This is a genomic window from Caulobacter sp. FV1ye13L, from assembly GCF_058681155.1.
In genome coordinates, this window is the sequence record NZ_CM178732.1 from 2,657,951 (window position 1) to 2,684,804 (window position 26,854).

Here is a 26,854-nt window from a genome sequence, read left to right on the forward strand (position 1 = left end):
TGTGGGTGTGTAAAACTGGGTGCGACGCGTTGTCGCAGGTTTTGGTCTCACGACAACACGGCGCCGCCCCGCGAATCCCTGACCCATGCAGCCCTGAAAAGGTTGGCGCCTCAGCCGACGCGCCTTAGAGAGGGCGTTTCCCTAAGCCAGTCTTCGAGCCCGTTCCGATGCACGACATCAAGGCCATCCGCGACAATCCCGAAGCCTTTGAAGCCGCCTGGTCGGCCAAGGGTCGCTCGGGCGCGGCCGCCGAGGCCGTGAAGCTGGACGCCCAGCTGCGCGCGGCCCAGACGGCGCTGCAGGAGAGCCAGGCCAGGCGCAACGAAGCCTCCAAGCGCATCGGCATGGCCAAGGCCAAGAAGGACGAGGTCGAAGCCCAGGCCCTGATGGCCGAGGTCGAGACCCTCAAGGCCCTGATGGCCGACGCGGCCGTCCTGGAGGCGCAGGCGGGCGCCGGGCTGAAGGACCTGCTGGCGTCGCTGCCCAACATTCCGGCCCCCGACGTGCCGCCCGGCGAGGATGAAGCGGGCAATGTCGAGGTTCGCCGCTGGGGCGACGCGTCCCAGCTGCCCGCCGGCCGCCTGAACGCCCCCAAGGATCACGTCGATCTGGGCGCGGCCCTGGGCGGGATGGACTTCGAAGCCGCCGCCCGCATGAGCGGCGCGCGCTTCGTGGTGCTGAAGGGCCAGATCGCCCGGCTGGAGCGGGCCCTGGGCCAGTTCATGCTGGACCTGCAGACCGTGCAGCACGACTACACCGAGGTGTCGCCGCCGCTGCTGGTCAAGGACGAGGCGCTCTATGGCACCGGTCAGCTGCCGAAGTTCGCCGAAGACCTCTTCCGCACCACCGGAGAGCACTGGCTGATCCCCACCGCCGAAGTCTCCCTGACCAACATCGTTCGCGAACAGATCGCCGACGAGGCGCAGCTGCCGCTGCGGATGACGGCCCTGACGCCCAGCTTCCGCTCCGAGGCCGGCGCCTCGGGTCGCGACACCCGCGGCATGATCCGCCAGCACCAGTTCTACAAGGTCGAGCTGGTCTCGATCACCACGCCCGACCAGTCCGAGGCCGAGCACGAACGCATGGTCGGTTGTGCCGAGGCGGTGCTGAAGGCGCTGAACCTGCCGTTCCGCACCATGCTGCTTTGCACTGGCGACATGGGTTTTGGCGCGAAGAAGACCTACGATCTGGAAGTCTGGCTGCCCTCGCAGAACACCTTCCGCGAGATCAGCTCGTGCTCCAACTGCGGTGACTTCCAGGCCCGGCGCATGGACGCCCGGTTCCGCCGGGCCGGCGAGAAGGGCACGCAGTATGTCCACACCCTGAACGGTTCGGGCCTGGCGGTCGGCCGCACCCTGGTGGCCGTGCTGGAGAACTATCAGGACGAGACTGGCGGCATCACCATCCCCGAGGTGCTGGTTCCCTATATGGGCGGCGTCACCTACATCGGCGGGCAGGCCTGAGCCGCATGCGCATCCTCCTCACCAACGACGACGGCATCCACGCCCCGGGCCTGGTCGCGCTTGAGAAGATCGCCCGCGCCCTGACCGACGACGTGTGGATCTGCGCGCCGGAATACGAGCAGTCGGGCGCCAGCCGGGCCCTGACCCTGGCCGACCCGCTGCGGGTGCGCCGCCTGGACGATCGCCGCTTCGCCGTCGAGGGCACGCCCACCGACTGCGTGATGATGGCCGTGCAGCAACTGATCGACGGCCCCGCGCCGGATCTGGTGCTGTCGGGCGTCAATCGCGGCCAGAACATCGCCGAGGATGTTACCCTGTCGGGCACCGTGGCCGGCGCGATCGAGGGCATGGCCCTGGGCATCCGCTCGATCGCCCTGTCCCAGGCCATGAACTATTTCCACGATGAGGTGGTCGCCCACTGGGAGACCGCCGAGACCTATGGTCCGGGCATTGTCCAGCGGCTGCTGGAGATGGGCTGGCCCAGCGACGTGATCATGAACGTCAACTTCCCGGCCCTGCCGCCGGAGCAGGTGACGGCCGTGGAGGTCACGCGCCAGGGCTTCCGCGACGGCCATCTGCGCCACTGGGACAAGCGCACCGACCTGCGCGGCCGCGACTATTACTGGATGGGCTTCACCGCCACGGCCTCGCAGCCCCGCGACGGCACCGACCTGAAGGCCGTCTATGAGGGCAAGATCTCGGTGACGCCGCTGCACATCGACCTGACGCACAACGAGACCGTTCACGCCCTGAAGGGCATGCTGGGCGGCGCGCCCCCCAAGCTGCGGGTGGACGCATGAGCAAGGCCAAGGCCGCCGCGACCACGGATCTGCCGCGTCTGATGCAGGCCCTGCGCGACCAGGGGATCACCGATCCCCAGGTGCTGGCGGCCATCGAGAAGACGCCGCGCGACCTGTTCACGCCTGACCTTTTCAAGGACCGCTCGTGGGAGGATTCGGCCCTGCCGATCGCCTGCGGCCAGACCATCAGCCAGCCCTATATCGTCGGCCTGATGACCCAGGCCCTGACCATCGAGCCGCGCTCGCGCGTGCTGGAGATCGGCACCGGGTCGGGCTACCAGACCACCATCCTCAGCCACGTGTCGCGTCTGGTCTATACGATCGAGCGCTATCGGACCCTGATGAAGGAGGCCGAGGCGCGCTTTCACAAGCTTGGCCTGACCAACGTCATCACCAAGTTCGGCGATGGCGGCGAAGGTTGGGCCGAACAGGCGCCGTTTGACCGCATTATGGTCACGGCTGCGGCTGAAGATGATCCGAAACGACTGCTGTCCCAGCTCAAGCCCAACGGCGTCCTCGTGGCGCCGATCGGGAAGGGGCCGGTACAGAGCCTTCGCCGCTATGCGGGCGACGGCAAGGGCGGCTTCAAGGTTGAGGCGCTGTGCGATGTGCGGTTTGTGCCGCTGCTCGACGGTGTGGCCCGCGACCAGTGAAGCGGGAAATCGGGGCGAGGCTTGCGCAGCGCCCTTGCGGTTAACGATTGATTTACCCTCGCGGGCCCGTTTGGGCGACTTGCGAGGACAAGGAGAGGCTATGAGGCAGTTGTGGACGCGCGCGGCGGTGATCGCCCTGACGGCTGGAACGCTCGCGGCCTGCGAAACGGCCGGGGGGCCACAGTACTCCTCCCGGGAAGGTCAGCCCGGCGGGCCCGCGCCCCGGGGCCAGACGCCCAATTTCCCCATCACCCAGGCCCCGCCTGCGGAAACGCTCAACACCACGCCGACGCCGTCCGAGGTGATCCGCCGCGAGCCGATCCCGGTCGAGGCCGCCCCGGCGCCGCCGATCTATACCGATCCGCCGGTCACGCGCACCGAACTTGCGCCTCCGCCCCCGCCGCCTCCGCCCCCGCCGGCCCAGATCCGTCCGGCCGCGCCGATCATCGTCACCACCGTGGCCGGTCCCGTGGTCGATGTACCCGGCAAGCCCCAGTCGCGCGTTGTCGAGTCGGGCGACGCCCTGGACGCCATCGCGCGCGGCTTTGGAACGACGCGCGCCGAACTGGTCAAGCTCAACGATCTCGAGCCGCCCTACCGCCTGAAGCTGGGCCAGAAGATCGTCGGCCCCGCCGGGCCCAAGTCCAAGGCCTATGTCGTCCAGTCGGGCGACACGATGTTCGCCATCGCCAAGCGCTTTTCCGTCACCGCCGCCGCCCTGGCCGAGGAGAACGACCTCAAGAGCGGCGCGGCGATCAAGAAGGGGCAGAAGCTGCTCCTGCCGGACGGCTTCAAGGACAAGGGTCCGACCAAGACGGCCATGGCCGCGCCGCCGTCCAGCGTCCCGACCACGATGCTTGCCGGTTCAGCGCCGGCCCCGCGCCCCGTCGAAACGCCGCGCGCCTCGACCCCGACCGCAACGCCGACCCCGACCGCAACGCCGACCATGAGCCAGCCGGCCTCGACCCCGGCGGCCAGCGCCTCCACCGCTTTGGCCAGCGTCACCACCACCACGACCAGCGTCACCGGTTCGGTGGTCAGCGTGGCGGGGCCGCGTCAGGTCTATACGGTCAAGTCGGGCGACACCCTGACCGCGATCGCCCGGCGCTTTGACATGAGCGTCAAGGATCTGGCCGACGCCAATGATATCGACCCCGACAAGGCGCTGAGGCTGGGCGCGAAGATCAAGGGTCCGGCCACGACGGCCAAGGCCTATGCCGCCCAGTCGGGCGACACCCTGACGGCCATCGCCAAGCGCTTCAATGTCACCCTCAAGGCCCTGGCCGCCGAGAACGACCTGAAGACCACGGCGGCCGTCAAGAAGGGCCAGAAGATCCTTCTGCCCGACGGCTACAAGGACAAGGGGCCGATCAAGACCACGACCACTCGCCCGGCCACGCCGTCGACGACGGTGGCCCAGGCTCCGGCCGCGACCGAAACGCCCGTGACCACGCCTTCGGCGCCGATCCCGTATCGGCCGGGCCCCTCGACCCCGCGTCCCAGCGGTCCGGTCGCGGCCCTGCCGGTCAATCCGCCGCCGTCGGCCCCGATCCGTCAGATCATCGAGAGCAGCGCCGCTCCGACCGAGGCCGAGATCATCGCCTCGGGCAAGGGCCGCTTCTCGTGGCCGCTAAGGGGCGAGATCATCTCCGACTTCGGGGTCAAGGGCACCGGCCAGCGCAATGACGGCCTGAACATCCGCGCCAATGCCGGCGCGCCGGTGGTGTCCGCCGCCGACGGCGAGATCGCCTATGCCGGCAACCAGGTCCCGACCTTCGGCAACCTGGTCCTGGTCAAGCACGCCGACGGCTGGGTCACGGCCTATGCCCATCTGGGCACGACCGACGTGAAGATGCGCCAGCAGGTCAGCAAGGGCCAGCAGCTGGGCACCGTCGGTTCGACCGGCGGGGTCAACGAGCCGCAGCTGCACTTCGAGATGCGCTATGCGCCGACCGTCAAGGACAAGGCCCGGCCGGTGGATCCGGGTCTGCTCCTGCCGCGCTAGGATAAGGAACGGCCCGCTTCGAAAGAGGCGGGCCGTTTGGCTATTTGCCCCAGCGCCAGCTCCACGGCTTGTCGCTCTTGCGCCAGACCAGCACGATGAAGCCGACGATCAGGCCAATGCGCAGGCCGATGCCGAGCCAGGGGTGGGGCTGGATGAGGGTCTGCGGAAGCGCTGCAAGGCCGATCATTCCGCCAATGAGCGCTACGATGGCTGCCCAGCCCTCCCAGCTGCATGGCGCATTCACGCCATAGCCAAATTTCTTGACCCGAAACCACGGCTTGCCCATGGCTGACTCCTGCTTGGTTCGCAGCGTCCATTTTACTCCAGGTGATCGATTGCGTCTCGCTAGAACGGGGATTGCGATCGCGCCGTCCCCCGATGGGCGCGGGGATTAGAAACCCTCTCCCAGAGGGAGAGGGAGGGGCCCGCCGCGTAGCGGTGGGAGGGTGAGGGGTTTGCGAAGCCCTTCCGGACAGGGCAGGATCCCCGGTGCGACAATGGTTTAGGGTGTAACCCCTCACCCTCCCACGCAAGCGTGGGTCCCTCCCTCTCCCTCTGGGAGAGGGTCGAAGCAACGGGGACCGGCATGGGCGTTCAGCAAACTTATCCGACGCGCTGAAACCTCCCGTATTCTTGACCCACCTCGTCGCGAGGAAAGGGCGCAAGGCCAGCGACCATTGCGGCGGCGGGGGGTGATTGAGCGGGGCTGGGGTCGAGGGGGATACTCGACCGGTCCGGGGATCCTGGCGTTGCAGGACCCGCCCGCCGTCGGCGTGGATGGGGATCAAGGCGAGTGTTGGTCAGAATTGGCCCCACGCCCCCCGACCTTCGGGACTTCGGGAAACCGAGGCTTCCGGGTTCCGGTAAGGCCCCAACTGGGCCACCCGCTGGGACGCTGATGGATAACGACCACGCGGAGCGGACGGCTTCGTCGAAACGGTACTTACAAACTCACATCCGGACGTGGTCCGGACGCTCCGCGACCCTTTCCATCACCCTCGCAGCCAAAGCGCGAGGTCGAGAACTTGCGTTCGCTAGAGCGAAACGCGCGATACAAGAATCGCGCACTTCGCTCTAGTTTTTTGTTTTCGCATCGTTTTTGCGGAAAACCGGCATCCACTTTTCCGCACGATGCTCTAAGCCGGCAGGCTCTTGCCCAGCTCCCCCGCCAGATCGCGGATGAACTGCCAGGCGACGCGGCCCGAGCGGGCGCCGCGCAGCTGCGACCATTGCAGGGCGCGGCGGTCCAGGTTCTCGACCACCAGGTCGAAGCGCTCGGCATAGGTGCGGATCGCTTCCAGATAGGTCGGCTGGTCCATGGGCGGGAAACCGATCCACAGGCCAAAGCGGTCGGAGACGCTCATCTCCTCTTCGGCGTCTTCAGCGGCGGCGATGGCGCCCTGGCTCTCGACGTGGTCGCGGGGCATCAGGTGGCGGCGGTTGGAGGTGGCGACGAACAGCACGTTCTCGGGCGGGCCGGCCACGCCGCCCTCAAGCGCCGACTTCAGGGCCTTGGCGGCCGCCGCGCCATCCTCGAACGACAGGTCGTCGCACAGCACCACGAAGCGCTCGGCGCGGCCGCGCAGCAGGTCAAACAGCGGGGGCAGGGCGGCGATCTCGTCGCGATCCACCTCGACCAGCTTCAGGGCGGGATGTTCGGCGCTGACGGCCATGAAGGCGGCCTTGGTCATCGAGCTCTTGCCGGTGCCGCGCACGCCCCACAGCAAGATGTGGTTGCAAGGCAGGCCGACGGCGAAGCGCTTCAGGTTCTCGACGAAGCGATCCTTCTGCCGCTCGACGCCGACCAGCAGGTCCAGCGCCATCGGATAGTCAGGCGCGGCGATGAAGGCCTGGCCTGAGGAATCATGTCGAAAAAGCCGCGCCCCGCTGAAATCCGGCGCGGCCGGCGCGGCCGGCGCCAGGCGCTCCAGGACGTCGGCGATACGGGCGAGCAGGGCGTTTTGGGCGTCGATCATGGCCCGGTCCTAACCTTGCCGCGCCGTCATTGCAAAAGAGGAGGTGAACGCATAGCTTCCGCCGACTTGGCGAGACCCCATATGGGGGTTTCGACTGCAGAAATTTTGGAGACGTTATGCCCGGTGGCCTGAGCGCGCAGCTTATGCAAATCGCCCCCATCCTCCTGATGGTGGTGCTGTTCTACTTCATGCTGATCCGTCCGCAGCAGAAGCGGGCCAAAGAACATCAGATCATGCTGACCAACCTGAAGCGTGGCGACAATGTCGTGCTGTCCAGCGGCATGCTGGGCAAGGTCGTGCGCGTCGAAGACAAGGAAGTCGGCCTCGAGATCGCCCAGGGCGTCACCGTCAAGGTCGTCAAGGGCATGATCACCGAAGTCCGCACCAAGGGCGAACCGGCTCCGGCCAACGATCCCAAGAGCTGATTGCTCAAAACGCCCCGACCAAGGCGCCGCAAGGCGTCGTCCAGAGCTTGTAATCCATGCTGACACTGTCCCGCTGGAAGATCATCGTCGTCACTCTGGCGCTGATTTTCGGCTTTGCCTTCACACTGCCGAATCTTCTGCCGCAAAGAACGCTCGACGCTCTGCCCGGTTGGGTTCCCAAACAGAAGCTCAACCTGGGCCTCGACCTGCAGGGCGGATCCTATCTGCTCATGGAAGTCGATACGGCTGCGCTGCGCCGCGAACGTCTGACGAATCTCGTTGAAGACGTCCGCACCAGCCTGCGGGGCGAGCAGATCGCGTTTGGTGACCTGCGCGAAGGCAATGGCGTGATCAGTGTCCGCATCGCCGAGGCCGGCAAGGTCAACGACGCCGCCAACCTGCTTCGGCAGTCGGTCGGCGCGCCGTTGACCGGCTCGGTCGGCGGCCGTGACGTCTCCGTCGCCACGCGGGACGATCAGCGGCTGGAAATCAGCTTTGTCGCCGAGGCCGCCAAGGCCGATGCGGCGATGGCGGTCGAGCAGTCGATCGAAACCATCCGTCGTCGTATCGACAGCCTGGGGACCAAGGAACCGACGATCACCCGTCAGGGCCTCGATCGGATCGTCATCCAGGCCGCCGGTGAAAGCGATCCTGAAAAGCTGAAGTCAGTGATCGGCAAGACCGCCAAACTGACCTTCCAGATGGTCGATGAAGGCGTCACCCAGGAAGACCTCGTGGCGGGTCGCATTCCGCCGGGCTCCGAGATGCTGCCCAGTGAGGATGGCTATGTGCCCGCCTATGCGGTGCGCAAGCGGGCCGTGGTTTCGGGCGATGAGCTGACCGACTCGCGTCAGACTTTCGACTCCCAGAGCGGCAACCCCGTCGTGTCGTTCAATTTCAACGGCCAGGGCGCCCGCAAGTTCGGCGACGCCACGGCGCGTAATGTCGGCAAGAAGTTCGCCATCGTGCTGGATGGCAAGATCATCTCGGCGCCGGTCATCAATGGCGCGATCACGGGCGGTTCGGGCATCATCACCGGCAATTTCACGCCGGAAAGCGCCGCCGAACTGGCCTTGCTGTTGCGGTCGGGGGCATTGCCCGCGCCGCTGACGGTCGAGGAACAACGCACGGTCGGCGCCGAACTGGGGGCTGACGCCGTCAAGGCGGGCGCGATCTCCACCCTGGTGGCCTTCGTGACCATCGTGGCCTTCATGCTGCTGTCGTATGGGCTGCTGTTTGGCGGCATCTCGGTGATCGCCCTGCTGATCAACGGCATGATGATCGTCGCGGCCATGTCGATCACCCAGGCCACCCTGACCTTGCCCGGTATCGCCGGCCTGATCCTGACCCTGGCCGTGGCCGTCGACGCAAACGTGCTGATCTATGAGCGGATGCGAGACGAGGCCCGGGCCGGAAAATCGCCGATCATGGCGGCCGACGCCGGTTTCTCGCGCGCCATGACCACGATCATCGACGCCAATGTCACCACGCTGGTGGCGGCGGGCATCATGTTCGCCTTCGGCGCAGGCCCGGTTCGCGGCTTTGCCTGGACCCTGTCGATCGGCGTGTTCACCTCAGTGTTCACCGCCGTGCTGGTCAGCCAGCTTCTCATCGGCTGGTGGTTCCGCGCTGCCCGCCCCAAGCAACTTCCGATCTGAGTGAGCGCACCCATGGCCTGGCCCCTGATCAAGCTGCTCCCGCAGAAAACCAACCTCACCTTCGTCAAGTTTGCGCGCCTGATGGCGCTGATCAGCGCGACCCTCGTGGTCGCGTCGATGGTCGGCGTCTTCATGCCGGGCCTGAACATGGGCATCGACTTCAAGGGCGGTTCCGTCATGGAAGTTTCGACCGCCCCGCGCGCCGTCGATCTGGCCAAGGTGCGAACCACGCTTGAGGCCCAGGGTCTGGGCGATGTGCAAGTGCAGGAGTTCGGCGCTGCCGACCGTGCTCTGGTGCGGTTTCAGACCCCGGCCGGCGGCGACGCCGGCGTCACCCTGACCAACGTCAAGACCGCCCTGAAGCAGTCGCTGGGCGAGCCCGTCCAGTTCATCAACCCCTCGGCGGTGGGTCCCAAGGTGTCGGGTGAGCTGTTCCGCAGCGGCATCATCGCCCTGGTGCTGGCTGTCGGCCTGATGTTCCTCTACATCTGGTTCCGCTTTGAGCCGCAGTTCGGCCTCGGCGCCGTCGCGGGCTTGCTGCATGACCTGGTCCTGACCTTCGGCTTTATCGTGCTGTTCAAGATCGAGTTCAGCCTCAACACCGTCGCGGCCCTGCTGACCGTGATCGGCTATTCGATGAACGACACCGTCGTCGTGTTCGACCGCCTTCGCGAGAACCTGCGCAAGTACAAGAAGATGCCCCTGGCCGAAGTGATCGACCTGTCGATCAACGAAACCCTGTCGCGCACCATCATCACCGGCGTTACGGCGGTCATGGCGCTCGCGGGCCTGGCCATTTTTGGCGGCGAGGCGCTGTTTGGCTTCTCGGTGGTGATGATCTTCGGAATCATCGTGGGCACCTATTCGTCGATCTATGTCGGCGCGCCGATCATCCTGCTGTGGGGCGTCAAGCGGGGTGACGACGACGCCACCCCGATCACTTTCGGCGCGGCCTCGCGTCCGTAATGGCCGAGCTTCGCCGTCCGCCCTCGATCGACGCCTGGGGCGGCGGCGGCTTTCGGGTCTCCGGCGACTGGCGGCCGGGGTCGCTGCTGATCATCGATGATCAGCCGCGCACCTGGTCGGCGACCGCCCTGGCGTCGCTGACGGCTGACGACTTCGCCGAGGTCTTCGCGGCCGGCGGCGCGGTCGAGTTCGTGCTGCTGGGCGGCGGGCTGCTCAACGCCTTGCCGCCGCGCGATCTTCGCGACGCCCTGAAGGCGGCGGGCATCGGCCTTGAGTTCATGAGCACCGAAGCTGCGGCCCGCACCTACAACGTGCTGGCCAGTGAGGGGCGGCGCCTGGCGGCGGCCCTGATCGCGGTCTAGCCGGCAGCGTTTTCAAGGCTTTGCCCGACTCTGAGAAGCGGCTTATAGCTGACCGTCAAGATTTAGGGCTCTTAGGGGGAACTTGGATGTCCGGACTGCTCGCGAACTTCCGCAACACCATCATCGTCAGCGTGATCCTGTCGCTGGTGATGATCGTCGGCTACTTCATGCACGCCGGCGGCGGGCTGGTGTTCCTTGAGGCGGTGTTCCGCTTCGTGCACGTCTTCTTCGGCATCCTGTGGATCGGGCTGCTGTACTATTTCAACTTCGTGCAGATCCGCATGATGCCGCAGATCCCGGCCGAGCTGAAGCCGGCCGTCTCCAAGTACATTGCGCCCGAGGCGCTGTTCTGGTTCCGCTGGGCGGCCCTTGCCACCTTGGTGATGGGCGTGCTCCTGGCGCTGAGCCGCAACTATCTGCTCGAGGCCGCGACCCTGGGTCTGGCCGGCGGCTATTCGCCCGACGTCGACGCCCGCTACACCTTCATCGGCGTGGGCATGTGGCTGGCGACGATCATGTTCATCAACGTCTGGGGCGTGATCTGGCCCAACCAGAAGATCGCTTTGGGCATTGTCGAAGCCGACGCGGACGCCAAGGCCAAGGCCGCCAAGATGGCCATGCTGTTTTCGCGCACCAACACCCTGCTCAGCATCCCGATGCTGGCCACCATGACGATGAACCAGACGCTGTTCGGCTAAACCCCGGGCAAAATCGTGTAAGGGGAGGGCCCGCCGGGGAATCGGCGGGCCCTTTCTCGTTTGATGACCCATGGCCGACACCGAAACCCTCGACGACCTCGTCCGCCGCGTCGATCCCGACCGCTGGCTGGCCAGCCGCTTCATCGCCGACCCCGCGGCGCGGGCCGACGTGATCGCGCTGTACGCCTTCAACTATGAACTGGCCCGGGTGGCCGGCGGGGTCTCCAACGCCCTGATGGGCGAGATCCGCCTGACCTGGTGGCGCGAGGCCATGGAAGAGATCGCGGCCGGCAGGCCGCCCCGCAAGCATCCCAATGTCGAGGCCATCGCCGCGTCGGGGATCGACCCCCTGGCTCTGGCCACCCTGGTCGAGGCCCGTTTCGACGATCTGGACGACGCGCCGCCGGCCGACGAGGGCAGGGCGCTGGCCTATGTCGACGGCACAGCCGGGGCCCTGGCCGTGCTGGCCGCCCGACGTCTTGATCCGTCCGCCGACCCGCACGCCGTCAAGGGCGCGGCCCGGGCCTATGGCCTGGCGGGGCTGTGGCGGCTGAAACTGGCGGGGCGTTCGCGCCTGCCCCAGGACTGGACCCAGGCCGATCTGGCGCGCCGGGTCGCCGATCAGCTCAAGGCCGCCCGCCGCGAACTGAAGGGCCTGCCCGTCGCGGCCTTCCCGGCCATCGCGCCGGCCGCCCTGGCCGGCGTCTACGCCAGGGGGCGCGACCCCGGCGAGCTCGAAAAAAAGGCCCGCCTCACCTGGTCGGTGGCGACGGGCCTGATTTAGGCCTGCCTACTTCTTCTCGGCCGTCCAGGTGTTGAGCCAGTCCAGCACTTCCTTGTGCCACTGCACCGAGTTCTGGGCCTTCAGCACCCAGTGGTTCTCATTGGGGAAGTACAGCAGCTTGCTGGGCACGCCCTTGCGCTGCAGGGCCGTGAAGGTGGCGATGCCCTGTTCCAGCGGTACGCGGTAGTCCAGCTGGCCCTGCACGACCAGGGTCGGCTTGGTCCAGTTCGCAACGTGATCGGCCGGGTTGAACTTGCCGTAGGTGTTGCCGGGCGCGAAGGGCGTGCCGCCGTTTTCCCACTCGGTGAACCACAGCTCTTCGGTCGAATAGCCCATGAAGCGGCTGTCAAAGATGCCGTCGTGATTGACCAGGCACTTCCAGGGCTCGTTCCAGTTGCCGGCGATCCAGTTGACCATGAAGCCGCCGTACGAGGCCCCCAGGGCGCAGGCCCGGTCGCCGTCCAGGAAGCCATAGGTCTTCAGGGCGTGATCCCAGCCCTTCTGCAGGTCTTCCAGCGGGCGGTCGCCCCAGTGCTGGCTGATCGAGTCGGTGAAGGCCTGGCCGTAGCCGGTGGAGCCGTGGAAATCGATCATCACCACGGCATAGCCGGCATTGGTGTAGGTCTGCGGGTTCCAGCGATGGCTCCAGCTGTTGCCGAACGAGCCCTGCGGTCCGCCATGGATCAGGAAGGCGACCGGATAGCGCTTGGCCGGATCGAAATTGGCCGGCTTGACCACGAAGCCGTGCACCGTCTCGTCATTCCAGCCCTTGAAGTTGAACTGCTCGGGTTCGCCCCAGGCGACCGTCTTCAGGCGTTCGGCGTTCAGGTCGGTCAGCTTGACCGGCGCGCCCTTGCCGGCCGTCGCATAAAGCTGGGCGGGGCCTTTCAGGGTGTCCATCGCATAGACGAGACCGGCCGGGCCCACATCAAAGGCGCTGACATGGCCGTCGCCGGTGACTGGCGCGATCTTGCCCGTCTTGACGGTGATGGCGAAGATCTTCGTCTGACCCACGTCCTGGGCCAGGGCGTAGATCGACTTGCCGTCCGGGCTCCAGGCGATGGCGTCGGCCGAGCGATCCCAGGTGGGGACCAGCTCATGCTCTTTGCCCGTGGCTTCCTCGTGCAGGATGATCGCGTAGCGGTCGGCCTCGAAGCCCGGCCGCTTCATGGCGCGATAGGCCGCCCACTTGCCGTCCGGCGAATAGACCGGCGCGGTATCCCAGGCCTTGTTGGCGGGCGTCAGGTTCCTGGGCTTGGCCGAACCGTCCAGGGGGGCGGCCCAGATGTCGAAATTGGTGGTCCAGGCCTCGTCCTTGCCCGCCACCTTGGCCGAGAAGGTCACGAACTTGCTGTCGGGCGAGATGGTGAAGTCCTCGTCGCCACCGAACGGCTTGGTGGGCGTGTCGCCGTCGAAGCCGGGCATCAGGGCCACCGGCTTGCCCGAGGCCACGCCCTTGTCGTCCAGGGCCAGGGCGTAGAGGTGATTGCGGGTCCCGTCGGCCCACGCATCCCAATGGCGGATGAACAGCTTGTCGTGGACCACACCTGTGGCCTTGACCGACTTGCGGGCGTCCAGGCGGGCCTGGGTGCAGTCCAGCGTGTCGCAATCGGGGAAGACGGCCTGGCTGATCACCAGGGTCTTGCCGTCCGGAGAGACCTTGAAGGCCCCGACATCGAACGGCGCGGAGGTCACCTGTACGGCGGTCTCGCCCGTGGCGTCGGCGCGGAACACCTGATCGGTTCCGCCTGCGCGGCTGGAGACGAAATAGATCGACTTGCCGTCGGGCGACCAGCGGGCGCTGCTGGCCCCGCCGTCCGAGACCGCCAGTCGGCGCGGCGCCATCCTGGTCTTCAGGTCGGCGAGCCACAGCGACATCGAGGCCTTGTTGGCGTCGAAGTCCATGGTCCGCACGCTGTAGATCACGAAGCGACCGTCGGGTGAGACGCGGGGATCGCTCAGGCGGTCCAGGCTGGCCATGTCCTTGGCGGTGAACGGACGGGCCTGGGCGACGGCCACTCCGCCGAACGCGGCGGACAGCGCCAGGGCCGAGGCGGCGAGACGCAAGCTCTTGATCATCAAACGCAAAATCCTGGCCCTATTCTTCCTTGAAGGAGCGGCGAGCCTAGCCCTCGCGTGCGCGCTAGACCAGAGGATCGGGGGGCACGATCGCGAACGCCGGTCGTCCGACACCGGTCGATTTTATGTGGCGATTTCGTGTCAAAAAAGCGACACGATTACAAAGGCTTGAGCGGTAACAATCCGAAACAGGACTTGCTTTGCCGCACCGCGGCATGGTCCCTAAATGGTACACAGGGCGTAGAGCGGTCGAAGAACCGTTTCTGAGTAAAACGATAAGGGTCTTTCGTGTCGGCTTCGGCGTATTTTCAGCACACGGTCGCAGGGCCGGTGATCTTCGCGGGGATTGGCCTGCACACGGGCGAGCACGTCCGTGTCGCCGTGCGCCCGGCCCAGATCGACGCCGGGATCGTCTTTGTGCGCACCGATGTCCACGACCTCGACAATCGCGTCCCGGTGAAGCCCGACGCTGTCTGCCAGACCCAGTTGGGCACGGTGATCAACAATGCCGACGACGTGCGGGTCTCGACCATCGAGCACCTGATGGCCGCCCTGGCCGCCCTGTCGATCGACAACTGCATCGTCGAGGTCGACGGCCCCGAGGTTCCGATCATGGACGGCTCGGCCGAGCCCTTCGTGCAGATCCTGGATCGCGCCGGTCGCCGCAAGCAGGAAGCCGCCCGCAAATATATCGAGATCCTGGAGCCGGTCCGGGTCGAGGAGGGCGACAAGTTCGCCAGCCTGACCCCGTCGGATCGCTTCGAGGTCGCCTTCGAGATCGCTTTCGGCAGCAAGGCCATCGGTCGCCAGCGCGTCGACCTGACCGTGGACGAGGACTCATTCCGCGCCGAGCTCTCCAACTGCCGCACCTTCGGTTTCGTCCGTGATGTCGAGGCCCTGCGGGCCATCGGCCTGGCGCGGGGCGGATCGATGGAAAACGCCGTCGTCATCGATGGCGACCGGGTGCTGAACCCCGAAGGCCTGCGTCGCCCTGACGAGTTCGTGCGTCACAAGGCGCTGGACGCGGTGGGCGACCTGTTTGTTCTGGGCGCGCCGATCATTGGCCGCTTCGAAGGCGTGCTGGCGGGGCACGGCCTCAATAACGCCGTGGTTCGGGCGTTGCTGGCCCAGCCGCGCGCCTGGCGCCTGCGCACTCATGCGCTGGAACTGGCGCAGGCTGTCTAGATAAAAGCGCGACCGGCGTCGTTGAGCCTTCGCATTTGCGCCCCAAGCGGCGTGGTGTAGAAGCCTTGCACGGCGCCGAGGCGCGCGTTTGCTTCGAGGGTGATAGTCCGTGCTTCTTAAATTCCCGGGTCGTTCGGCAGTCGTCCTCGCCGCCGTTCTCGTCTCCGTTACGGTCGCGGGTTGCGCCGGCCAGGCCAAGAAGCCGACTCTGGCCTATGAAGAGCGCCCGGTGGAGCTGCTCTACGCCACGGGCGCCGATCGCCTGGACCGCGGCAACTGGAACGAGGCCGTCGACTATTTCCGCGAAGTCGAACGCCAGCACCCCTATTCGGAATGGTCGCGCCGCTCGATCCTGATGACCGGGTTCGCCCACTATCAGGGCAACCAGTACAATGACGCCATCGGCGACGCCGACCGCTTCATCTCGCTGTATCCCGGCAATCCGTCGGCCTCCTACGCCTACTATCTCAAGGCCGTCTGCTATTTCGAGCAGATCGTCGACGTCAACCGCGACCAGGCCGCCACCGAGCAGGCCCTGGCGTCGCTGCGCGACGTGGTCCAACGCTATCCGACCAGCGAATACGCCCAGGACGCCCGCCTGAAGATCGACATGGTCAATGACCAGCTGGCCGGCAAGGAAATGGCCATCGGCCGCTACTATCTGCGCCAGGGCCAGACCCTGGCCGCCATCGGCCGCTTCAAGACCGTGATCGACCGTCACCAGACCACGTCGCACACGCCAGAAGCCCTGTTCCGTCTGGTGGAATCCTATCTGACCCTGGGCCTGTTCGATGAGGCCAAGCGCAACGGCGCCGTGCTGGGCTACAACTTCCCGGGCGATCGCTGGTATTCGGACGCCTACAAGCTGCTCAACGACGCTGGCCTCAAGCCCGCCGTCGAGCCGCTGACCCCCGGCGCCAAGAAGAATCTGCTGGACCGTCTGGTGCGCGACAAGAACGCCACTCTGGCCCCTCCCGGCGAAAAGCCGGCCAAGAAGGACGGCGTGCGGGGCCTTCTGGGGCTCTAGTCTGGGGCCCCCGCAGCCTCGCGGAACACAAGCTGAACATCGAAGCGTCTGAGCGCTTTGAAAAACGCTGATTCTGGGCGAATCTCCGCGACATGCTGATTGGTCTCTCCATTCGCGACGTCGTGCTCATCGAGAGCCTGGATCTGGCCATCGGGCCGGGCCTGACCGCCCTGACCGGTGAAACCGGCGCGGGCAAGTCGATCATCCTCGACGCCTTGGGCCTGGCCACCGGCGCGCGGGCCGACGCCGGCCTCGTGCGTCGCGGCGCGGCGGGGCAGGCCTCGGCCACAGCCATCTTCGCCCTGCAGGCCGATCACCCGGCCTTCGCCTATCTGGACGACAAGGGCCTGGACTATGGCCGCGACGAGGACTTGGTCCTGCGCCGCCAGCTGTCGCCGGACGGGCGTTCCAGAGCCTTCGTCAATGATCAGGCCACCAGCGTCGGCGTGCTGAAAGACCTGGGCGCCCTGCTGCTGGAGGTGCACGGCCAGCATGAGACCGTCGGCCTGCTGGACCCCCGCACCCACCGCACCCTGCTGGACGCCTTCGGCGCCGTGTCCGTCTCGGCCGTCGCCTCGGCCTGGAGCGGTTGGCGCGCCGCGCGGGAAAAAGCCGAGGCCCTGCGCGCCCTGGCCAACCAGGCCGCCGCCGAGACCGAGGAACTGACTCTGCGTCTGTCTGAGCTGGACCGCCTGGACCCCCGCGAGGGCGAGGAGACGGCTCTGGCCGAGGAACGCGCCCTGCTGGGCTCGGCCGAGAAGGCCTTGGCCGACATCGCCTCGGCCCAGGACGCGCTCGGTGGAGATGCTTTGTCGGGCAAGCTGGCCCAGGCCTTCCGCGCTCTGGAGCGGGCCCGCGAACGCGCGCTGCATGCCGGCGCCCCCGCCGACGGCGCGGCCATGACCCGGCTGACGGCGGCCTGCGACGCCGTCGACCGGGCTTTGGTCGAGGCCCAGGAAGCCAGCGCCGCCATCGACGCGGTGGCCGAAACCTTCGAGTTCGAACCCGACCGTCTGGAAAAGACCGAGGAGCGGCTGTTTGCTTTGCGCGGCATGGCCCGCAAGCTGAACGTCGCCACCGAGAACCTGCCGTCCCTGCGCGCCGAGTTCGCCGCCCGCCTGCAGGCCATCGAGACCTCCGGCGAGGCCCTCAAGGCCGCCGAAGAAGAGGCCTCGTCCGCCCGCGACGGCTATGTCTTCGCCGCCGAGGCCCTGTCGGCCGAACGCCGCGCCGCCGGCGATCGTCTGGCCCTGGCCGTCGAGGCCGAACTGGCGCCGCTGAAGCTGGAAAAGGCCAAATTCCGGGTCGCCGTCGAGCCTCTGCCCGAGGACCGGGTCGGCCCCACCGGCATGGATCGCGTCGCCTTCGAGATCTCGACCAATCCCGGCGCGCCGTTCGGGCCGATGGAGACCATCGCCTCGGGCGGCGAACTGGCCCGCTTCGCCCTGGCGCTGAAGGCGGCCCTCGCGGGCAAGGGCGGCGGACCCCAACCGCTGATGATCTTCGACGAGGTCGACCAGGGCGTCGGCGGCGCGGTAGCCGACGCGGTGGGCCTGCGCTTGAAGCGCCTGGCCGAGAACGCTCAGGTCCTGGTGGTCACCCACTCGGCCCAGGTCGCGGCGCGCGGCGACGCCCACTGGCGCATCGCCAAGTCCGGCGACGATCAGTCCATCCGCACCCGGGTCGAGCCCCTGTCGCCCGCCCAGCGCGAGGAAGAGATCGCCCGCATGCTGTCGGGGGCCGAGGTCACCGAGGCGGCGAGGGCGGCGGCGCGGGCCCTGATCAACTAGGCTGCGTCGGGTTCAGGGCGTCGACAGTGAGCATTGCTATCGTCCGCCGATAGCCCTCAGACCACCCGCCGCTTGGCCCACATCGCCGGGTTGGCCCGGAACATCGACCGCAGGGCGCTCATCTCGACGCGCGGCTTGACCCAGGCCTGCAGCGGGCCGTCGACGAAGCGCTCGAACAGGGCGGCGAAGATCACGGCGGCCGGGAAGGCCAGGGCCCAGGTCAGCCACAGGGCGGTGTCGTTCAAGGCGAGCTTGCCGGCCGCCACGTGCTGGGCGCCAAACCAGGTCACGCCGACGAACTGGTTGGTCAGGTAGAGGGCGAAGGCCAGCCGGCCCGCCGTCTTGGCCCAGCCCCAGTCCTTCCGGGCCGAGGCGCCGGCGGCGAAGATCAGCACGGCCAGCAGGGCCAGGCTGGCATAGTCGAAGGCGCCGATCAGGTTCAGGCCCACGACCCCGGCGATGGCCGCCGCGCCCAGAGCGTCGGCGATGCGGGGGCTGACCACGACTTCGCGGCCCAGGCGGGCGATCAGCATCCCGATCAGAAACAGGGGCAGGGCGCGGATGACGCCGTACTTCAGCGCTAGCCGGTACGAGCTCTGACCCAGCCAGTAGCGGCAGGCCAGATCGACGGCGACGAAGATCGCCACGCCCACGGCCAGGGCGATCCAGGGCGAGCGAATGGCGGCAAAGCTGCGCCACAGCACCGGGAAGGCGGCATAGCAAAAGATCAGGGCCGACAGGGTCCAGGTCGGGGTATTCCAGCCTGACGGGCCGTCAAAGCCCCAGGCCTGCACCAGCAGGGCCTGGGCCGGCAGCTGCGACCACTGGAACCACTGCGGGTTCTGCGGCGCGACGCCGATCAGGCTGGTGGCGACGATCAGGGCGACAAAGCCGCTCAGCATCACCAGATGCGAGGGCCAGACGCGGGCAAAGCGCTTGAGCAGGAACTCGCGGTCGCCGACCTGCCGGCTGGCGACCCGGTCGCCATAGGCGCGGCCCAGCACATAGCCCGACAGCATCAGGAAGAAATCGGTGGCCAGATAACCGCGCCCCAGGGCCGGGTGCAGCGCGAACAGGCTGACGGGCGCCTGCTCGGCATAGTGATAGATCACCATGAAGAAGGCCGCGAAGAACCGCAGGGCGTCCAGCGGACCGCCGCGCGACAGGTCTCTCGCCTTGCGAAGATCGCGCGCCCCAATGCGGGACGGTTCGGCGGCGTTCGACATGCGGATCTCCGTTTCTGACGAAGCCGCAGCAAGGCGCGCGCCAACAGGAGCGTTTTACCAAGGCATCGGTTAAAACCGGGTCGACACCCTTTCCAGCCGGATTCGCCCGTGACCCTGACGCCCGTCGCCGACCTCTCCGAAGCCCAGGCCGCCCTGGAACTGGAAGCCCTGGCCGATCAGCTGTCGGCCCATGACCTGCGCTATCACCAGCAGGACGCGCCCGCGATCAGCGACGCCGAGTACGACGCGCTGAAGCGACGCAATCTCGACATCGAGACCCGCTTTCCGCACCTGATCCGCGAGAATTCTCCCTCCGTCAGCGTGGGGGCGGCGCGGGCCGACCAGTTCTCGCCGGTCGAGCACGGCGTGCCGATGCTGAGCCTCGACAACGCCTTTTCCAACGACGAGGCGATCGAGTTCGACGCCCGCGTGCGGCGGTTCCTGAAGCTGTCGCCTGCCGAGACCGTAGCCTACACGGCCGAGCCCAAGATCGACGGCCTGTCGGCCTCCCTGCGCTACGAGAAGGGCGTGCTGGTCCAGGGCGCGACGCGGGGCGACGGGCGGGTGGGCGAGGACGTCACCGCCAACCTGCGCACCATCGCCGACATCCCCCAGCGCCTGAAGGGCTCCGGATGGCCCGAGGTGATCGAGGTGCGCGGCGAGGTTTATGTCGAACTGGCGGCCTTCGCGGCCTTCAACGCCGCCGCTGAGGCGGCGGGCCAGCGCACCTATGCCAATCCCCGCAACTTCGCCGCCGGCTCCCTGCGCCAGATCGATCCGAAGATCAGCGCCCAGCGCCCGCTGCGGTTCTTCGGCTATGCCTGGGGCCTGGTCAGCGACAGCTTCGCCGACGGCCAGTGGGAGGCGCTGGCGAGGCTCGAAGACTGGGGGTTTGTCACCACGGCCCCGCCGGCCAAGCGGGTGGAGAACGCCCAGGGCCTGCTCGACATCTATGCCGCCTTCGAGACCCTGCGGCCGACCCTGGATTTCGATATCGACGGCGTCGTCTACAAGGTCGACGACCTGGAGCGGCAGCGTCGGCTGGGCTTTGTCTCGCGCTCGCCCCGCTGGGCCATCGCCCGCAAGTTCCCGGCCCAGAAGGCCCGCACGATCCTGGAAGCCATCGACCTGCAGGTCGGCCGCACCGGCGCGATCACGCCCGTGGCGCGGCTGAAGCCGGTGACGGTGGGCGGGGTCTCGGTGACCAACGCAACCCTGCACAATGGCGACGAGATCGCCCGGCTGGACGTGCGGGTGGGCGACACCGTGGTGATCCAGCGGGCCGGCGACGTCATCCCGCAGATCGTCGAGGTGGCGCTGGAGGCGCGGCCCGATCCCGCGCCGCCGGCCTATGAGTTTCCGCACGTTTGCCCGTGCCCGCTGAAGACGCCGCTGGCGCGCGAGACCAACGCCTCGGGGGCCGAGTCCGTCGTGCGCCGCTGCACCGGCGAGTTCGCCTGTCCGTTCCAGCGGGTGGAGCACCTGCGCCACTTTGTGTCGCGCCGGGCCTTCGACATTGAGGGCCTGGGCGAAAAGCAGCTGCAGGCCTTCTTCGACGAGGGCTGGATCCGCGAGCCCGCCGACATCTTCCGCCTGGCCCGTGACACGGAAAAGCTGGACGCCCTGCGCACCCGCGACGGCTATGGCGAGACCTCCGTCGCCAATCTGGTCAAGGGCATCGAGGCCCGGCGCACCATCGGTCTGGACCGGGTGATCTACGGCCTGGGCATGCGGGATATCGGCGAGACCACCTCGACCGTTCTGGCTCGCCACTTCGACACCTTCGCCGACCTGCAGGCCGCCGCCGAGGCCGCCGCCACGGGCCTGCCCACCGCGACCTATCTCGAACTTTCCACCGCGCCCGGCGTTGGCCCCAAGGCCCTGGACCTGCTGGTCGAGGTCGGCAAGGGCGGCCTGAAAGCCGATCCTTGGCCGCAGGCCGAGAGCGTGGAGATCAAGATCGGTCATGCCGTCCCCAAGCTGACCAAGCCGGCCCGCGCGGCTCTGACCCAGCGCTATGGAACCTGGGACGCCTTCGCCCAGGCCCTGGCCGAGGCGGCCAATGGCGCGCCGGGCGAGGACTATCTGCATCTGGCCGCCGTCGACGGCGTCGGCCCGGTCGCGGCCCAGTCGCTGGCGCGGTTCTTCAGCGAGGATCATAACCGCCAGAAGGTCGCTGCCCTGGTCGAGCAACTCGACATTCAGGCCGTCGCCAAGCCCAAGACTGACACGGCCGTGGCCGGCAAGACCGTGGTCTTCACTGGCGCCCTCGAAAAGATGACCCGCGACGAAGCCAAGGCCCAGGCCGAGGCGCTGGGCGCAAAGGTGGCCTCATCGGTGTCGAAGAAGACCGATCTGGTGGTGGCCGGCCCCGGCGCGGGCTCCAAGCTGAAGACCGCCACCGAGCTGGGCATCCAGGTGATGACCGAGGACGAGTGGCTGGCCATGGTGGCCGGCTAGGGCTGGACGGATTTGAAGATCTCGCCCTCAATTCGCCGCGAGACTTGCCGTTGGTAGGCGGATCGCGCAACCAATGCAGTCAAACGCGCAGTCAGGCGCGACCCAGGGAGTAGACCATGTTCCGCACTACCTTCATCGCTGTCGCGGCCCTCGGCGCGCTGGCCGGACCCGCCTTCGCCGCCGATGTCACCGGCCTTTGGGCCACGCCGACCAATGGCGGCCAGGTCGAGATCTCCCGCTGCGGCAACAGCCTGTGCGGCAAGCTGGTCACCTCCAACCAGCTCAAGACCAACGCCGCCCTGAAGGACGAAAGAAACAAGGCCACCGCCCAGCGCGGGCGCCCGCTGAAGGGCCTGCAGATGCTGTACGACTTCACCGGCGGCCCCGCCAAGTGGACCGGCGGCACGGTCTATAATCCCGACGACGGCGGCACCTATGCCGGCACGATCGAGATGCTGTCCGACAATCAGCTGAAGCTGAAGGGCTGCGTCGTCGCGCCGCTGTGCAAGACCCAGGTTTGGAACCGGTTGAAGTAGGCTTTCGAGTACTCGCCCCCTCCGCGCTGCGCGCTCCTCCCCCGTAGGGGGAAGATGAGATCGTCTTCCCCCTACGGGGGAGGACGGCTGCGAAGCAGCCAGGAGGGGGCAAGTCGTCGCTAAAGCGGCGCGCAGGCCGCTTCCATCCAGGCCCGCACCTCGGGCTCGACCCGGGGCCCGATCTCCTTGAGCACCCGCGCGTGATAGGCGTCGAACTGGGCGACCTCTTCGGCCGACAGCAGGGTCTTGTCGATCAGGCGGCGGTCGATGGGGGCCAGGGTCAGGGCCTCGAAGCGGTGCATCGGGCGCTCGCCGCCGGCGATGTCCTCGGCGGGCATGACCACTTCCAGGTTCTCGATCCGGATGCCGTATTCGCCGTCCTTGTAGAAGCCGGGCTCATTGGAGACGATCATGCCGGGCTGCAACGCGATGGTGTTGGGGGCCTTGGAGATCCGCTGCGGGCCTTCGTGGACGCCCAGATAGACGCCGACGCCGTGGCCGGTGCCGTGGTCATAGTCCAGGCCATGGCTCCAAAGAGCGGCGCGGGCGAAGGCGTCGATGGCCGAGCCGGTGGTGCCGGCCGGGAAGCGCAGGCGGGCGATGGCCAGATGGCCCTTCAGCACCAGGGTGTTGCGCTGGATCATCTCGGCCGAGGGCTCGCCGATCGCCACCGTGCGGGTGACGTCGGTGGTGCCGTCCAGATACTGGCCGCCGCTGTCGACCAGCAGCAGCGAGCCCATCGCGGCCCGCTGGTTGCTGCGCTCGGTCGGGCGATAGTGGGGCAGGGCGCCATGGCCGTTGGCGGCGCCGATGGTGTCGAACGACAGGTCCTTGAGCAGGCCGGTGGCTTCGCGGAAGCCTTCAAGCTTGGCGACGGCTTCCTTCTCGTCGGGCGGATTGATCTGACCGTCGGTGGCCAGCCAGTGCAGGAAGCGGGTCAGGGCGGCGCCGTCGCGGCGGTGCGCCTCGCGCGTGCCGTCGATCTCGACGTCGTTCTTGCAGGCCCGCGGCATCGTGCAGGGATCCATGCCGCGCACCACCCTGGCGCCGGCGGCGGTCAGGGTGTCGAAATACCAGGCCGAGGATTGGCCGGGGTCGATCAGAACCGCCTTGCCGGCCAGCTCGGCCAGGGCGGCGTCGAGAGCCTCAGGCGTTTCCAGCGACACCTGGTTGCCCAGCCAGGCCGGCAGGTCGGCGGTGACCTTGGCCGGGTCGATGAACAGGCGGGCCGTGCCATCGCTGTTGACGATGGCCTGCGACAGCGGCAGGGGCGAGCGGATCACATCGCCGCCACGCACATTGAACAGCCATGCGATCGAGGCCGGGGCCGTGATCACGGCGGCGTCGGCCCCGAGGCCGGTCAGGCTGGCGCCCACGCGGCCGCGCTTGGAGGCGGAGTCCTCGCCGGCATAGTCGACGGGCTGCGGCACGATGGGCGCGGCCGGTTGCGCCGGACGCTGGGCGCCCCAGGCTTCGTCCAGCGGGTTGACGGCGACGGGCTTGAGTTCCGCGCCGACCTTGGCGGCGGCGGCCTTGAGGCTGTCGAGGGCCTGCGGGCTGTGCAGGCGGGCGTCATAGCCGATGACGGCGCCGGCCTTGGCTGTTTCGAGATAGGCGGGGACGCCGCCCTCGACGAGGTCGCGGATCTCGAACACGCCCTGGTCGACCTGCTCGCGCACCTGCAGGGTGTAGCGGCCATCGACGAACACGGCGGCGCGGTCGATCATGATCACGCCGGCCCCGGCGCTGCCGGTGAAGCCGCTGGCCCAGGCCAGACGGTCATTGGCGGCGGGCAGGTACTCGTTCTGATGCTCGTCCTCGTGCGGCACGAGGAAGCCGTCCAGGCCCTGGCGGGCCATGGCGGCGCGGATCAGCGGAACGTGACGGGGGCCGAAGGACGGGTCGGTGGATTCATCGAAGGTCTGACGCATACCCCGATGTAATCCCCCGACCCGAGCCTGGGAAGAGGATGATTATTGCGGGGAAGCGGCGACCGGCGCGTTGGCCGCCGGCGCGGTGTCGCCGGTCGCCGCCACACGGTCGGCGGCGTCCTGGGCGGCCTGGCTGGCGTTTGCGGCCGAGCGCTCGGTGTCGCGGCGGGCCTCGTCAGCGGCGGCCCCGGCGTTGCGCGCGGCGGTCTCGGCGGCCAACTGGGCCTGCTGGGCGCTGGTGGCCACGCTGGACTGCGCGCCCTCGATCACGCCGGCGGCGCGACCCTGTTCCTGGGCCTGCAGCAGCTGGTCCTGGGCGGTGTCGGCCGGCCGCTGGTTGAGCATGAAGGCCACGGCGATCACCGCGACGACCGCGACGATGCCCGCCACCATCCAGCCGGTGGTGTTGCCTTCGCGGCGGACTTCGATCACGCGCTCGGTCGGCGGGGTCTGGGGATCGACATAGGTCATCGGGCTGTTCCTTGAACCAAGAGTGTTGGCTCTAGAAACGTGGCCCCTGGCCCGCCGGTTCCGCTCGGTCTCAGGGACGCTGAAGAACCAGGGTCGCCCAGGCGTCGCGATGGATGCGGCTGACGACCTTGAAGCCACGCGACAGGTAGGCGGCCTTGACCATCCGCTCCTGGGTGCGCAGCAGGCCCGACAGGATCACCGTGCCGCCGGGGACCAGGGCGCGCTTGATATCCTGGGCCAGGCTGATCAGCGGCCGGGCCAGGATGTTGGCGAACACCAGGTCATAGGGCGCGTTGTCGGCCACCAGCCGGTCGCCCAGGCCCGAGGCGTGGACGAACTTGGCGTTGGTCTGGTTGACCTTGGCGTTTTCGCGGGCGATGCGCACGCTGGGACGGTCGATATCGGTGCCGACCGCCAGCTTGCTGCCGGTCCGGGCCGCAGCGATGGCCAGCAGGCCGGTGCCGGCCCCGACGTCCAGCACCTTCTTGAAGCGGCGAGCCTTGAGCAGGCGGTCATAGGCCTGCAGGCAGCCCACGGTGGTGCCGTGGTGGCCGGTGCCGAAGGCCGCGCCGGCCTCGATGCGCAGATTGACGGTGCTGGCCGGCAGGCGGCCGCGATCGTGCATGCCATAGACGAAGAAGCGACCGGCCCGCACCGGCGGCAGGCCCGACAGCGCCATGGCCAGCCAGTCGGCGTCGGCCAGAACCTCGGTGGTCACCTTGACCTTGAAGCCCGCGAGCACCTGCGCCAGGCCCTCGGACTCGTCCTGGGTGGTGGGGAAGGCGTCGATCCGCCAGATGTTCTTGTCCTCGTCCTCTTCCAGGATCGAGTAGGTCGCGCCTTCGAGGCCGGGATGGTTGTCGATGGCGTCGGCGGCGGCTTCGGCGTCGGCGCGGTCGCCGCGGGCGACGATCTGTTGGGGCGTATAGTCGGTCATGCCGCTCCAGTACCGATCCTGGAGCCGAAAGGCGAGCCTTTGGGGCCGCCTAGTTCAGCAAAGTCGGCTGTGGCGGCTCATCCTCGGGCAGGCGGATGTCCAGGATGTCGCCCTGGGTCGAGGCCCAGCGGGTCTCATCGCGCGCGGGGCGGGCGGCCACCATGGCGGGCGGCGCGGGCTCGGGGGCGGCATAGACCATGGGCGTCGGCTCGACCTCGTAGTGCGGCGGATCGGTCTCGAGCGGATGGGTCTGCGCCAGGAAATCGGTGCCGATCACATAGTCGGGGACCTTGCCCGACGGCCAGCCGATCGGCTGGGCGGAGTCTTCCAGGGCGGCGCGATTGAGCGGCCGGGTTTCGACAGAGGGTTCGGTCTGGGATCCGACCTGAAACACCAGTCCCAGAGCCACGCCCAGCAAGGCCGCCAGCGGCGCGCCGTACAGCACCGGCCGTGAGACGGCGAAGGTTTTCAGGGGCGTCAGATCGAAGTCCATGGACGCATAGCGTCTGGCGCGCGGTTCCGTTCGATGGGCGGCAAGAAATCCTGCCGGGTCGGTGTTGGCCGAAGGAGAGCGAAGGGCTGGACGCGGGCCCTTGTCACCGTCGAAGGGCGGTCCTTTTGACGGGCCGAGGAGGGAGGCGAACTTTCAGATTCGGCGGGCGATGGTGATGATTTCGGGGCTGGTCTCGGTGAGAGGGCTCTCGTCCCAGTCCCCAAACTGGGCCTCCAGCCTCAGACCTGCGCGTGCCAGTTCCGCGTCGAGGTCGGCCTTGCCGATGAACCGCAGGGTGCTGTGGCTGACCCGCGATTGGTCCCACGCCGCGCTTTGAAAGGTGTGTGAGAACGACACCACCCGCCCATTGAAGGGCGTTGTGACCTTCCGGCTCACCTGCACGCTTTCTCCGTGGGGACCGGCGAAGGCGCTGCGAACCTCGGCTTCCCATGCCTCCCACGCCCGGGCGGATGGATTGCGGGTCTCGAAGGCGAAGCGGCCACCCGGCTTCAGGGCGGCATGAATACTCGCCAGGGCGTCGCGCAATTCGTCATCCTCGACAAGGACCTGGAAGGCGTGCCCGGTCATAACGACCAGGTCGAACTCTGCGTCCCAGGCGACCGATGAGAGGTCGCCGAGCACCCATTCGACATCGTCGCGCCGACTCGCTTGGGCCAACATGCCCGGCGCTGGATCGAGGCCGCAAAGCCGCCCGCCATGCCCCGCGTCGCGGGCCTGGTGCAGCATGGACCCCGTACCACAGCCGACGTCCAAGACCGCGCGAGCGGCCATCACCATCGGGCGGTAGAAGTCATAGTCGTCCCGGCCGGGGTTCATCGCGTCATAGAGCGCGGCAAGTTCGGCGTCGGCGAAGAGGAGATCTGGCATTTGCCAAGATTTTCAGATCGCGTTGAACTGGACAAGCGGAT

24 protein-coding genes and 1 pseudogene are annotated in these 26,854 nt (G+C 67.7%); 15 read left to right on the forward strand and 10 right to left on the reverse strand.

The window, feature by feature from the left end:
* Positions 1 to 167: 167 nt before the first annotated feature.
* The 4 genes from serS (at position 168) to dipM (ending at position 4,921) form a co-directional block, all read left to right on the forward strand.
* Positions 168 to 1,463 (forward strand): serine--tRNA ligase, encoded by a 1,296-nt coding sequence (gene serS, locus ACW176_RS12825; protein ID WP_492109402.1) that lies wholly within the window; start codon positions 168 to 170, stop codon positions 1,461 to 1,463.
* A gap of 5 nt (positions 1,464 to 1,468) precedes the next feature.
* Positions 1,469 to 2,263 (forward strand): 5'/3'-nucleotidase SurE, encoded by a 795-nt coding sequence (gene surE / locus ACW176_RS12830; RefSeq protein WP_492109403.1) that lies wholly within the window; start codon positions 1,469 to 1,471, stop codon positions 2,261 to 2,263.
* Entirely contained in the window at positions 2,260 to 2,916 is a 657-nt protein-coding gene (locus ACW176_RS12835) for a protein-L-isoaspartate(D-aspartate) O-methyltransferase (RefSeq protein ID WP_419317506.1), read from the forward strand. The genes surE and ACW176_RS12835 overlap by 4 nt, the downstream gene beginning before the upstream one ends.
* A gap of 100 nt (positions 2,917 to 3,016) precedes the next feature.
* Positions 3,017 to 4,921: a cell division endopeptidase DipM gene (dipM, locus tag ACW176_RS12840; protein ID WP_492109404.1), complete on the forward strand. Its 1,905-nt coding sequence runs from the start codon at positions 3,017 to 3,019 to the stop codon at positions 4,919 to 4,921.
* 40 nt (positions 4,922 to 4,961) lie between these two features.
* Here the strand turns inward: dipM and ACW176_RS12845 are convergent, their stop codons facing one another.
* The 3 genes and pseudogenes from ACW176_RS12845 to ACW176_RS12855 form a co-directional block, all read right to left on the reverse strand.
* Complete coding sequence (locus tag ACW176_RS12845) at positions 4,962 to 5,207, reverse strand: hypothetical protein (protein ID WP_492109405.1); 246 nt, start codon at positions 5,205 to 5,207, stop codon at positions 4,962 to 4,964.
* Between the two features lie 317 nt (positions 5,208 to 5,524).
* A pseudogene (locus ACW176_RS12850) lies at positions 5,525 to 5,665 on the reverse strand (hypothetical protein); the annotation flags it as partial.
* Between the two features lie 392 nt (positions 5,666 to 6,057).
* Positions 6,058 to 6,897, reverse strand: a complete 840-nt coding sequence (locus ACW176_RS12855) for an ATP-binding protein (protein ID WP_492109406.1) — start codon at positions 6,895 to 6,897, stop codon at positions 6,058 to 6,060.
* A 116-nt stretch (positions 6,898 to 7,013) separates the two neighbouring features.
* On the opposite strand from ACW176_RS12855, the gene yajC reads away from it, so the two are divergent.
* From yajC to ACW176_RS12885, 6 genes are all read left to right on the forward strand, one after another.
* On the forward strand, positions 7,014 to 7,322 hold the full coding sequence (gene yajC, locus ACW176_RS12860; protein WP_419317502.1) for a preprotein translocase subunit YajC: 309 nt from the start codon (positions 7,014 to 7,016) through the stop codon (positions 7,320 to 7,322).
* Between the two features lie 56 nt (positions 7,323 to 7,378).
* Complete coding sequence (secD, locus tag ACW176_RS12865) at positions 7,379 to 8,980, forward strand: protein translocase subunit SecD (RefSeq protein ID WP_492057649.1); 1,602 nt, start codon at positions 7,379 to 7,381, stop codon at positions 8,978 to 8,980.
* A complete protein-coding gene (secF, locus tag ACW176_RS12870; protein WP_492109407.1) occupies positions 8,981 to 9,946 on the forward strand; it encodes a protein translocase subunit SecF in 966 nt (321 codons plus the stop codon).
* Positions 9,946 to 10,308: an Mth938-like domain-containing protein gene (locus ACW176_RS12875; protein WP_492109408.1), complete on the forward strand. Its 363-nt coding sequence runs from the start codon at positions 9,946 to 9,948 to the stop codon at positions 10,306 to 10,308. The genes secF and ACW176_RS12875 overlap by 1 nt, the downstream gene beginning before the upstream one ends.
* 86 nt (positions 10,309 to 10,394) lie before the next feature.
* Positions 10,395 to 11,006 (forward strand): urate hydroxylase PuuD, encoded by a 612-nt coding sequence (locus tag ACW176_RS12880; RefSeq protein ID WP_419317498.1) that lies wholly within the window; start codon positions 10,395 to 10,397, stop codon positions 11,004 to 11,006.
* 70 nt (positions 11,007 to 11,076) lie between these two features.
* Positions 11,077 to 11,790 carry a squalene/phytoene synthase family protein gene (locus tag ACW176_RS12885; protein ID WP_492109409.1) on the forward strand — a complete coding sequence of 238 codons (714 nt, stop codon included), beginning with the start codon at positions 11,077 to 11,079 and terminating at the stop codon, positions 11,788 to 11,790.
* Between the two features lie 6 nt (positions 11,791 to 11,796).
* Here the strand turns inward: ACW176_RS12885 and ACW176_RS12890 are convergent, their stop codons facing one another.
* Entirely contained in the window at positions 11,797 to 13,869 is a 2,073-nt protein-coding gene (locus tag ACW176_RS12890) for a S9 family peptidase (RefSeq protein WP_492109410.1), read from the reverse strand.
* Between the two features lie 288 nt (positions 13,870 to 14,157).
* Between ACW176_RS12890 and lpxC the strand changes: the two genes are divergently transcribed.
* From lpxC to recN, 3 genes are all read left to right on the forward strand, one after another.
* Positions 14,158 to 15,054, forward strand: coding sequence for a UDP-3-O-acyl-N-acetylglucosamine deacetylase (gene lpxC, locus ACW176_RS12895; RefSeq protein WP_419317495.1), 897 nt, complete (start codon positions 14,158 to 14,160; stop codon positions 15,052 to 15,054).
* 109 nt (positions 15,055 to 15,163) lie between these two features.
* Positions 15,164 to 16,081 carry an outer membrane protein assembly factor BamD gene (locus ACW176_RS12900; protein ID WP_492057641.1) on the forward strand — a complete coding sequence of 306 codons (918 nt, stop codon included), beginning with the start codon at positions 15,164 to 15,166 and terminating at the stop codon, positions 16,079 to 16,081.
* Between the two features lie 92 nt (positions 16,082 to 16,173).
* Positions 16,174 to 17,871, forward strand: coding sequence for a DNA repair protein RecN (gene recN, locus ACW176_RS12905; protein WP_492109411.1), 1,698 nt, complete (start codon positions 16,174 to 16,176; stop codon positions 17,869 to 17,871).
* 56 nt (positions 17,872 to 17,927) lie between these two features.
* Here recN and ACW176_RS12910 read toward each other — a convergent pair whose 3' ends face one another.
* Entirely contained in the window at positions 17,928 to 19,097 is a 1,170-nt protein-coding gene (locus tag ACW176_RS12910) for an acyltransferase family protein (protein ID WP_492109412.1), read from the reverse strand.
* A 108-nt stretch (positions 19,098 to 19,205) separates the two neighbouring features.
* On the opposite strand from ACW176_RS12910, the gene ligA reads away from it, so the two are divergent.
* Together ligA and ACW176_RS12920 are read left to right on the forward strand one after the other, a co-directional pair.
* Positions 19,206 to 21,557, forward strand: coding sequence for an NAD-dependent DNA ligase LigA (gene ligA, locus ACW176_RS12915; protein ID WP_492109413.1), 2,352 nt, complete (start codon positions 19,206 to 19,208; stop codon positions 21,555 to 21,557).
* A 116-nt stretch (positions 21,558 to 21,673) separates the two neighbouring features.
* Positions 21,674 to 22,093, forward strand: coding sequence for a DUF2147 domain-containing protein (locus ACW176_RS12920; RefSeq protein ID WP_419317490.1), 420 nt, complete (start codon positions 21,674 to 21,676; stop codon positions 22,091 to 22,093).
* A gap of 119 nt (positions 22,094 to 22,212) precedes the next feature.
* Here ACW176_RS12920 and ACW176_RS12925 read toward each other — a convergent pair whose 3' ends face one another.
* The 5 genes from ACW176_RS12925 to ACW176_RS12945 all read right to left on the reverse strand — a co-directional run bounded on the left by ACW176_RS12925 (position 22,213) and on the right by ACW176_RS12945 (position 26,813).
* The gene (locus ACW176_RS12925; protein ID WP_492109414.1) at positions 22,213 to 24,024 is read right to left on the reverse strand and encodes an aminopeptidase P family protein; all 1,812 of its coding nucleotides are present in this window, start codon (positions 24,022 to 24,024) and stop codon (positions 22,213 to 22,215) included.
* Between the two features lie 42 nt (positions 24,025 to 24,066).
* Entirely contained in the window at positions 24,067 to 24,495 is a 429-nt protein-coding gene (locus ACW176_RS12930) for a hypothetical protein (protein WP_492109415.1), read from the reverse strand.
* Positions 24,496 to 24,565: 70 nt separating this feature from the next.
* Positions 24,566 to 25,432: a 50S ribosomal protein L11 methyltransferase gene (locus ACW176_RS12935; protein WP_492109416.1), complete on the reverse strand. Its 867-nt coding sequence runs from the start codon at positions 25,430 to 25,432 to the stop codon at positions 24,566 to 24,568.
* 49 nt (positions 25,433 to 25,481) lie between these two features.
* On the reverse strand, positions 25,482 to 25,925 hold the full coding sequence (locus tag ACW176_RS12940) for a hypothetical protein (RefSeq protein ID WP_492109417.1): 444 nt from the start codon (positions 25,923 to 25,925) through the stop codon (positions 25,482 to 25,484).
* A gap of 153 nt (positions 25,926 to 26,078) precedes the next feature.
* A complete protein-coding gene (locus ACW176_RS12945; RefSeq protein WP_492109418.1) occupies positions 26,079 to 26,813 on the reverse strand; it encodes a class I SAM-dependent methyltransferase in 735 nt (244 codons plus the stop codon).
* Between the last annotated feature and the right edge of the window lie 41 nt (positions 26,814 to 26,854).

Coding starts and splice junctions, on each gene's coding strand:
- ACW176_RS12925 (WP_492109414.1), bottom strand. CDS start 24,024: ATGCGTCAGACCTTCGATGAATCCACCGACCCGTCCTTCGGCCCCCGT.
- secD (WP_492057649.1), top strand. CDS start 7,379: ATGCTGACACTGTCCCGCTGGAAGATCATCGTCGTCACTCTGGCGCTG.
- surE (WP_492109403.1), top strand. CDS start 1,469: ATGCGCATCCTCCTCACCAACGACGACGGCATCCACGCCCCGGGCCTG.
- recN (WP_492109411.1), top strand. CDS start 16,174: ATGCTGATTGGTCTCTCCATTCGCGACGTCGTGCTCATCGAGAGCCTG.
- ACW176_RS12855 (WP_492109406.1), bottom strand. CDS start 6,897: ATGATCGACGCCCAAAACGCCCTGCTCGCCCGTATCGCCGACGTCCTG.
- ACW176_RS12945 (WP_492109418.1), bottom strand. CDS start 26,813: ATGCCAGATCTCCTCTTCGCCGACGCCGAACTTGCCGCGCTCTATGAC.
- ACW176_RS12885 (WP_492109409.1), top strand. CDS start 11,077: ATGGCCGACACCGAAACCCTCGACGACCTCGTCCGCCGCGTCGATCCC.
- ACW176_RS12890 (WP_492109410.1), bottom strand. CDS start 13,869: ATGATCAAGAGCTTGCGTCTCGCCGCCTCGGCCCTGGCGCTGTCCGCC.
- ACW176_RS12845 (WP_492109405.1), bottom strand. CDS start 5,207: ATGGGCAAGCCGTGGTTTCGGGTCAAGAAATTTGGCTATGGCGTGAAT.
- ACW176_RS12835 (WP_419317506.1), top strand. CDS start 2,260: ATGAGCAAGGCCAAGGCCGCCGCGACCACGGATCTGCCGCGTCTGATG.
- yajC (WP_419317502.1), top strand. CDS start 7,014: ATGCCCGGTGGCCTGAGCGCGCAGCTTATGCAAATCGCCCCCATCCTC.
- ACW176_RS12940 (WP_492109417.1), bottom strand. CDS start 25,925: ATGGACTTCGATCTGACGCCCCTGAAAACCTTCGCCGTCTCACGGCCG.
- ACW176_RS12920 (WP_419317490.1), top strand. CDS start 21,674: ATGTTCCGCACTACCTTCATCGCTGTCGCGGCCCTCGGCGCGCTGGCC.
- ACW176_RS12875 (WP_492109408.1), top strand. CDS start 9,946: ATGGCCGAGCTTCGCCGTCCGCCCTCGATCGACGCCTGGGGCGGCGGC.
- ACW176_RS12935 (WP_492109416.1), bottom strand. CDS start 25,432: ATGACCGACTATACGCCCCAACAGATCGTCGCCCGCGGCGACCGCGCC.
- ACW176_RS12880 (WP_419317498.1), top strand. CDS start 10,395: ATGTCCGGACTGCTCGCGAACTTCCGCAACACCATCATCGTCAGCGTG.
- serS (WP_492109402.1), top strand. CDS start 168: ATGCACGACATCAAGGCCATCCGCGACAATCCCGAAGCCTTTGAAGCC.
- dipM (WP_492109404.1), top strand. CDS start 3,017: ATGAGGCAGTTGTGGACGCGCGCGGCGGTGATCGCCCTGACGGCTGGA.
- ACW176_RS12930 (WP_492109415.1), bottom strand. CDS start 24,495: ATGACCTATGTCGATCCCCAGACCCCGCCGACCGAGCGCGTGATCGAA.
- ACW176_RS12910 (WP_492109412.1), bottom strand. CDS start 19,097: ATGTCGAACGCCGCCGAACCGTCCCGCATTGGGGCGCGCGATCTTCGC.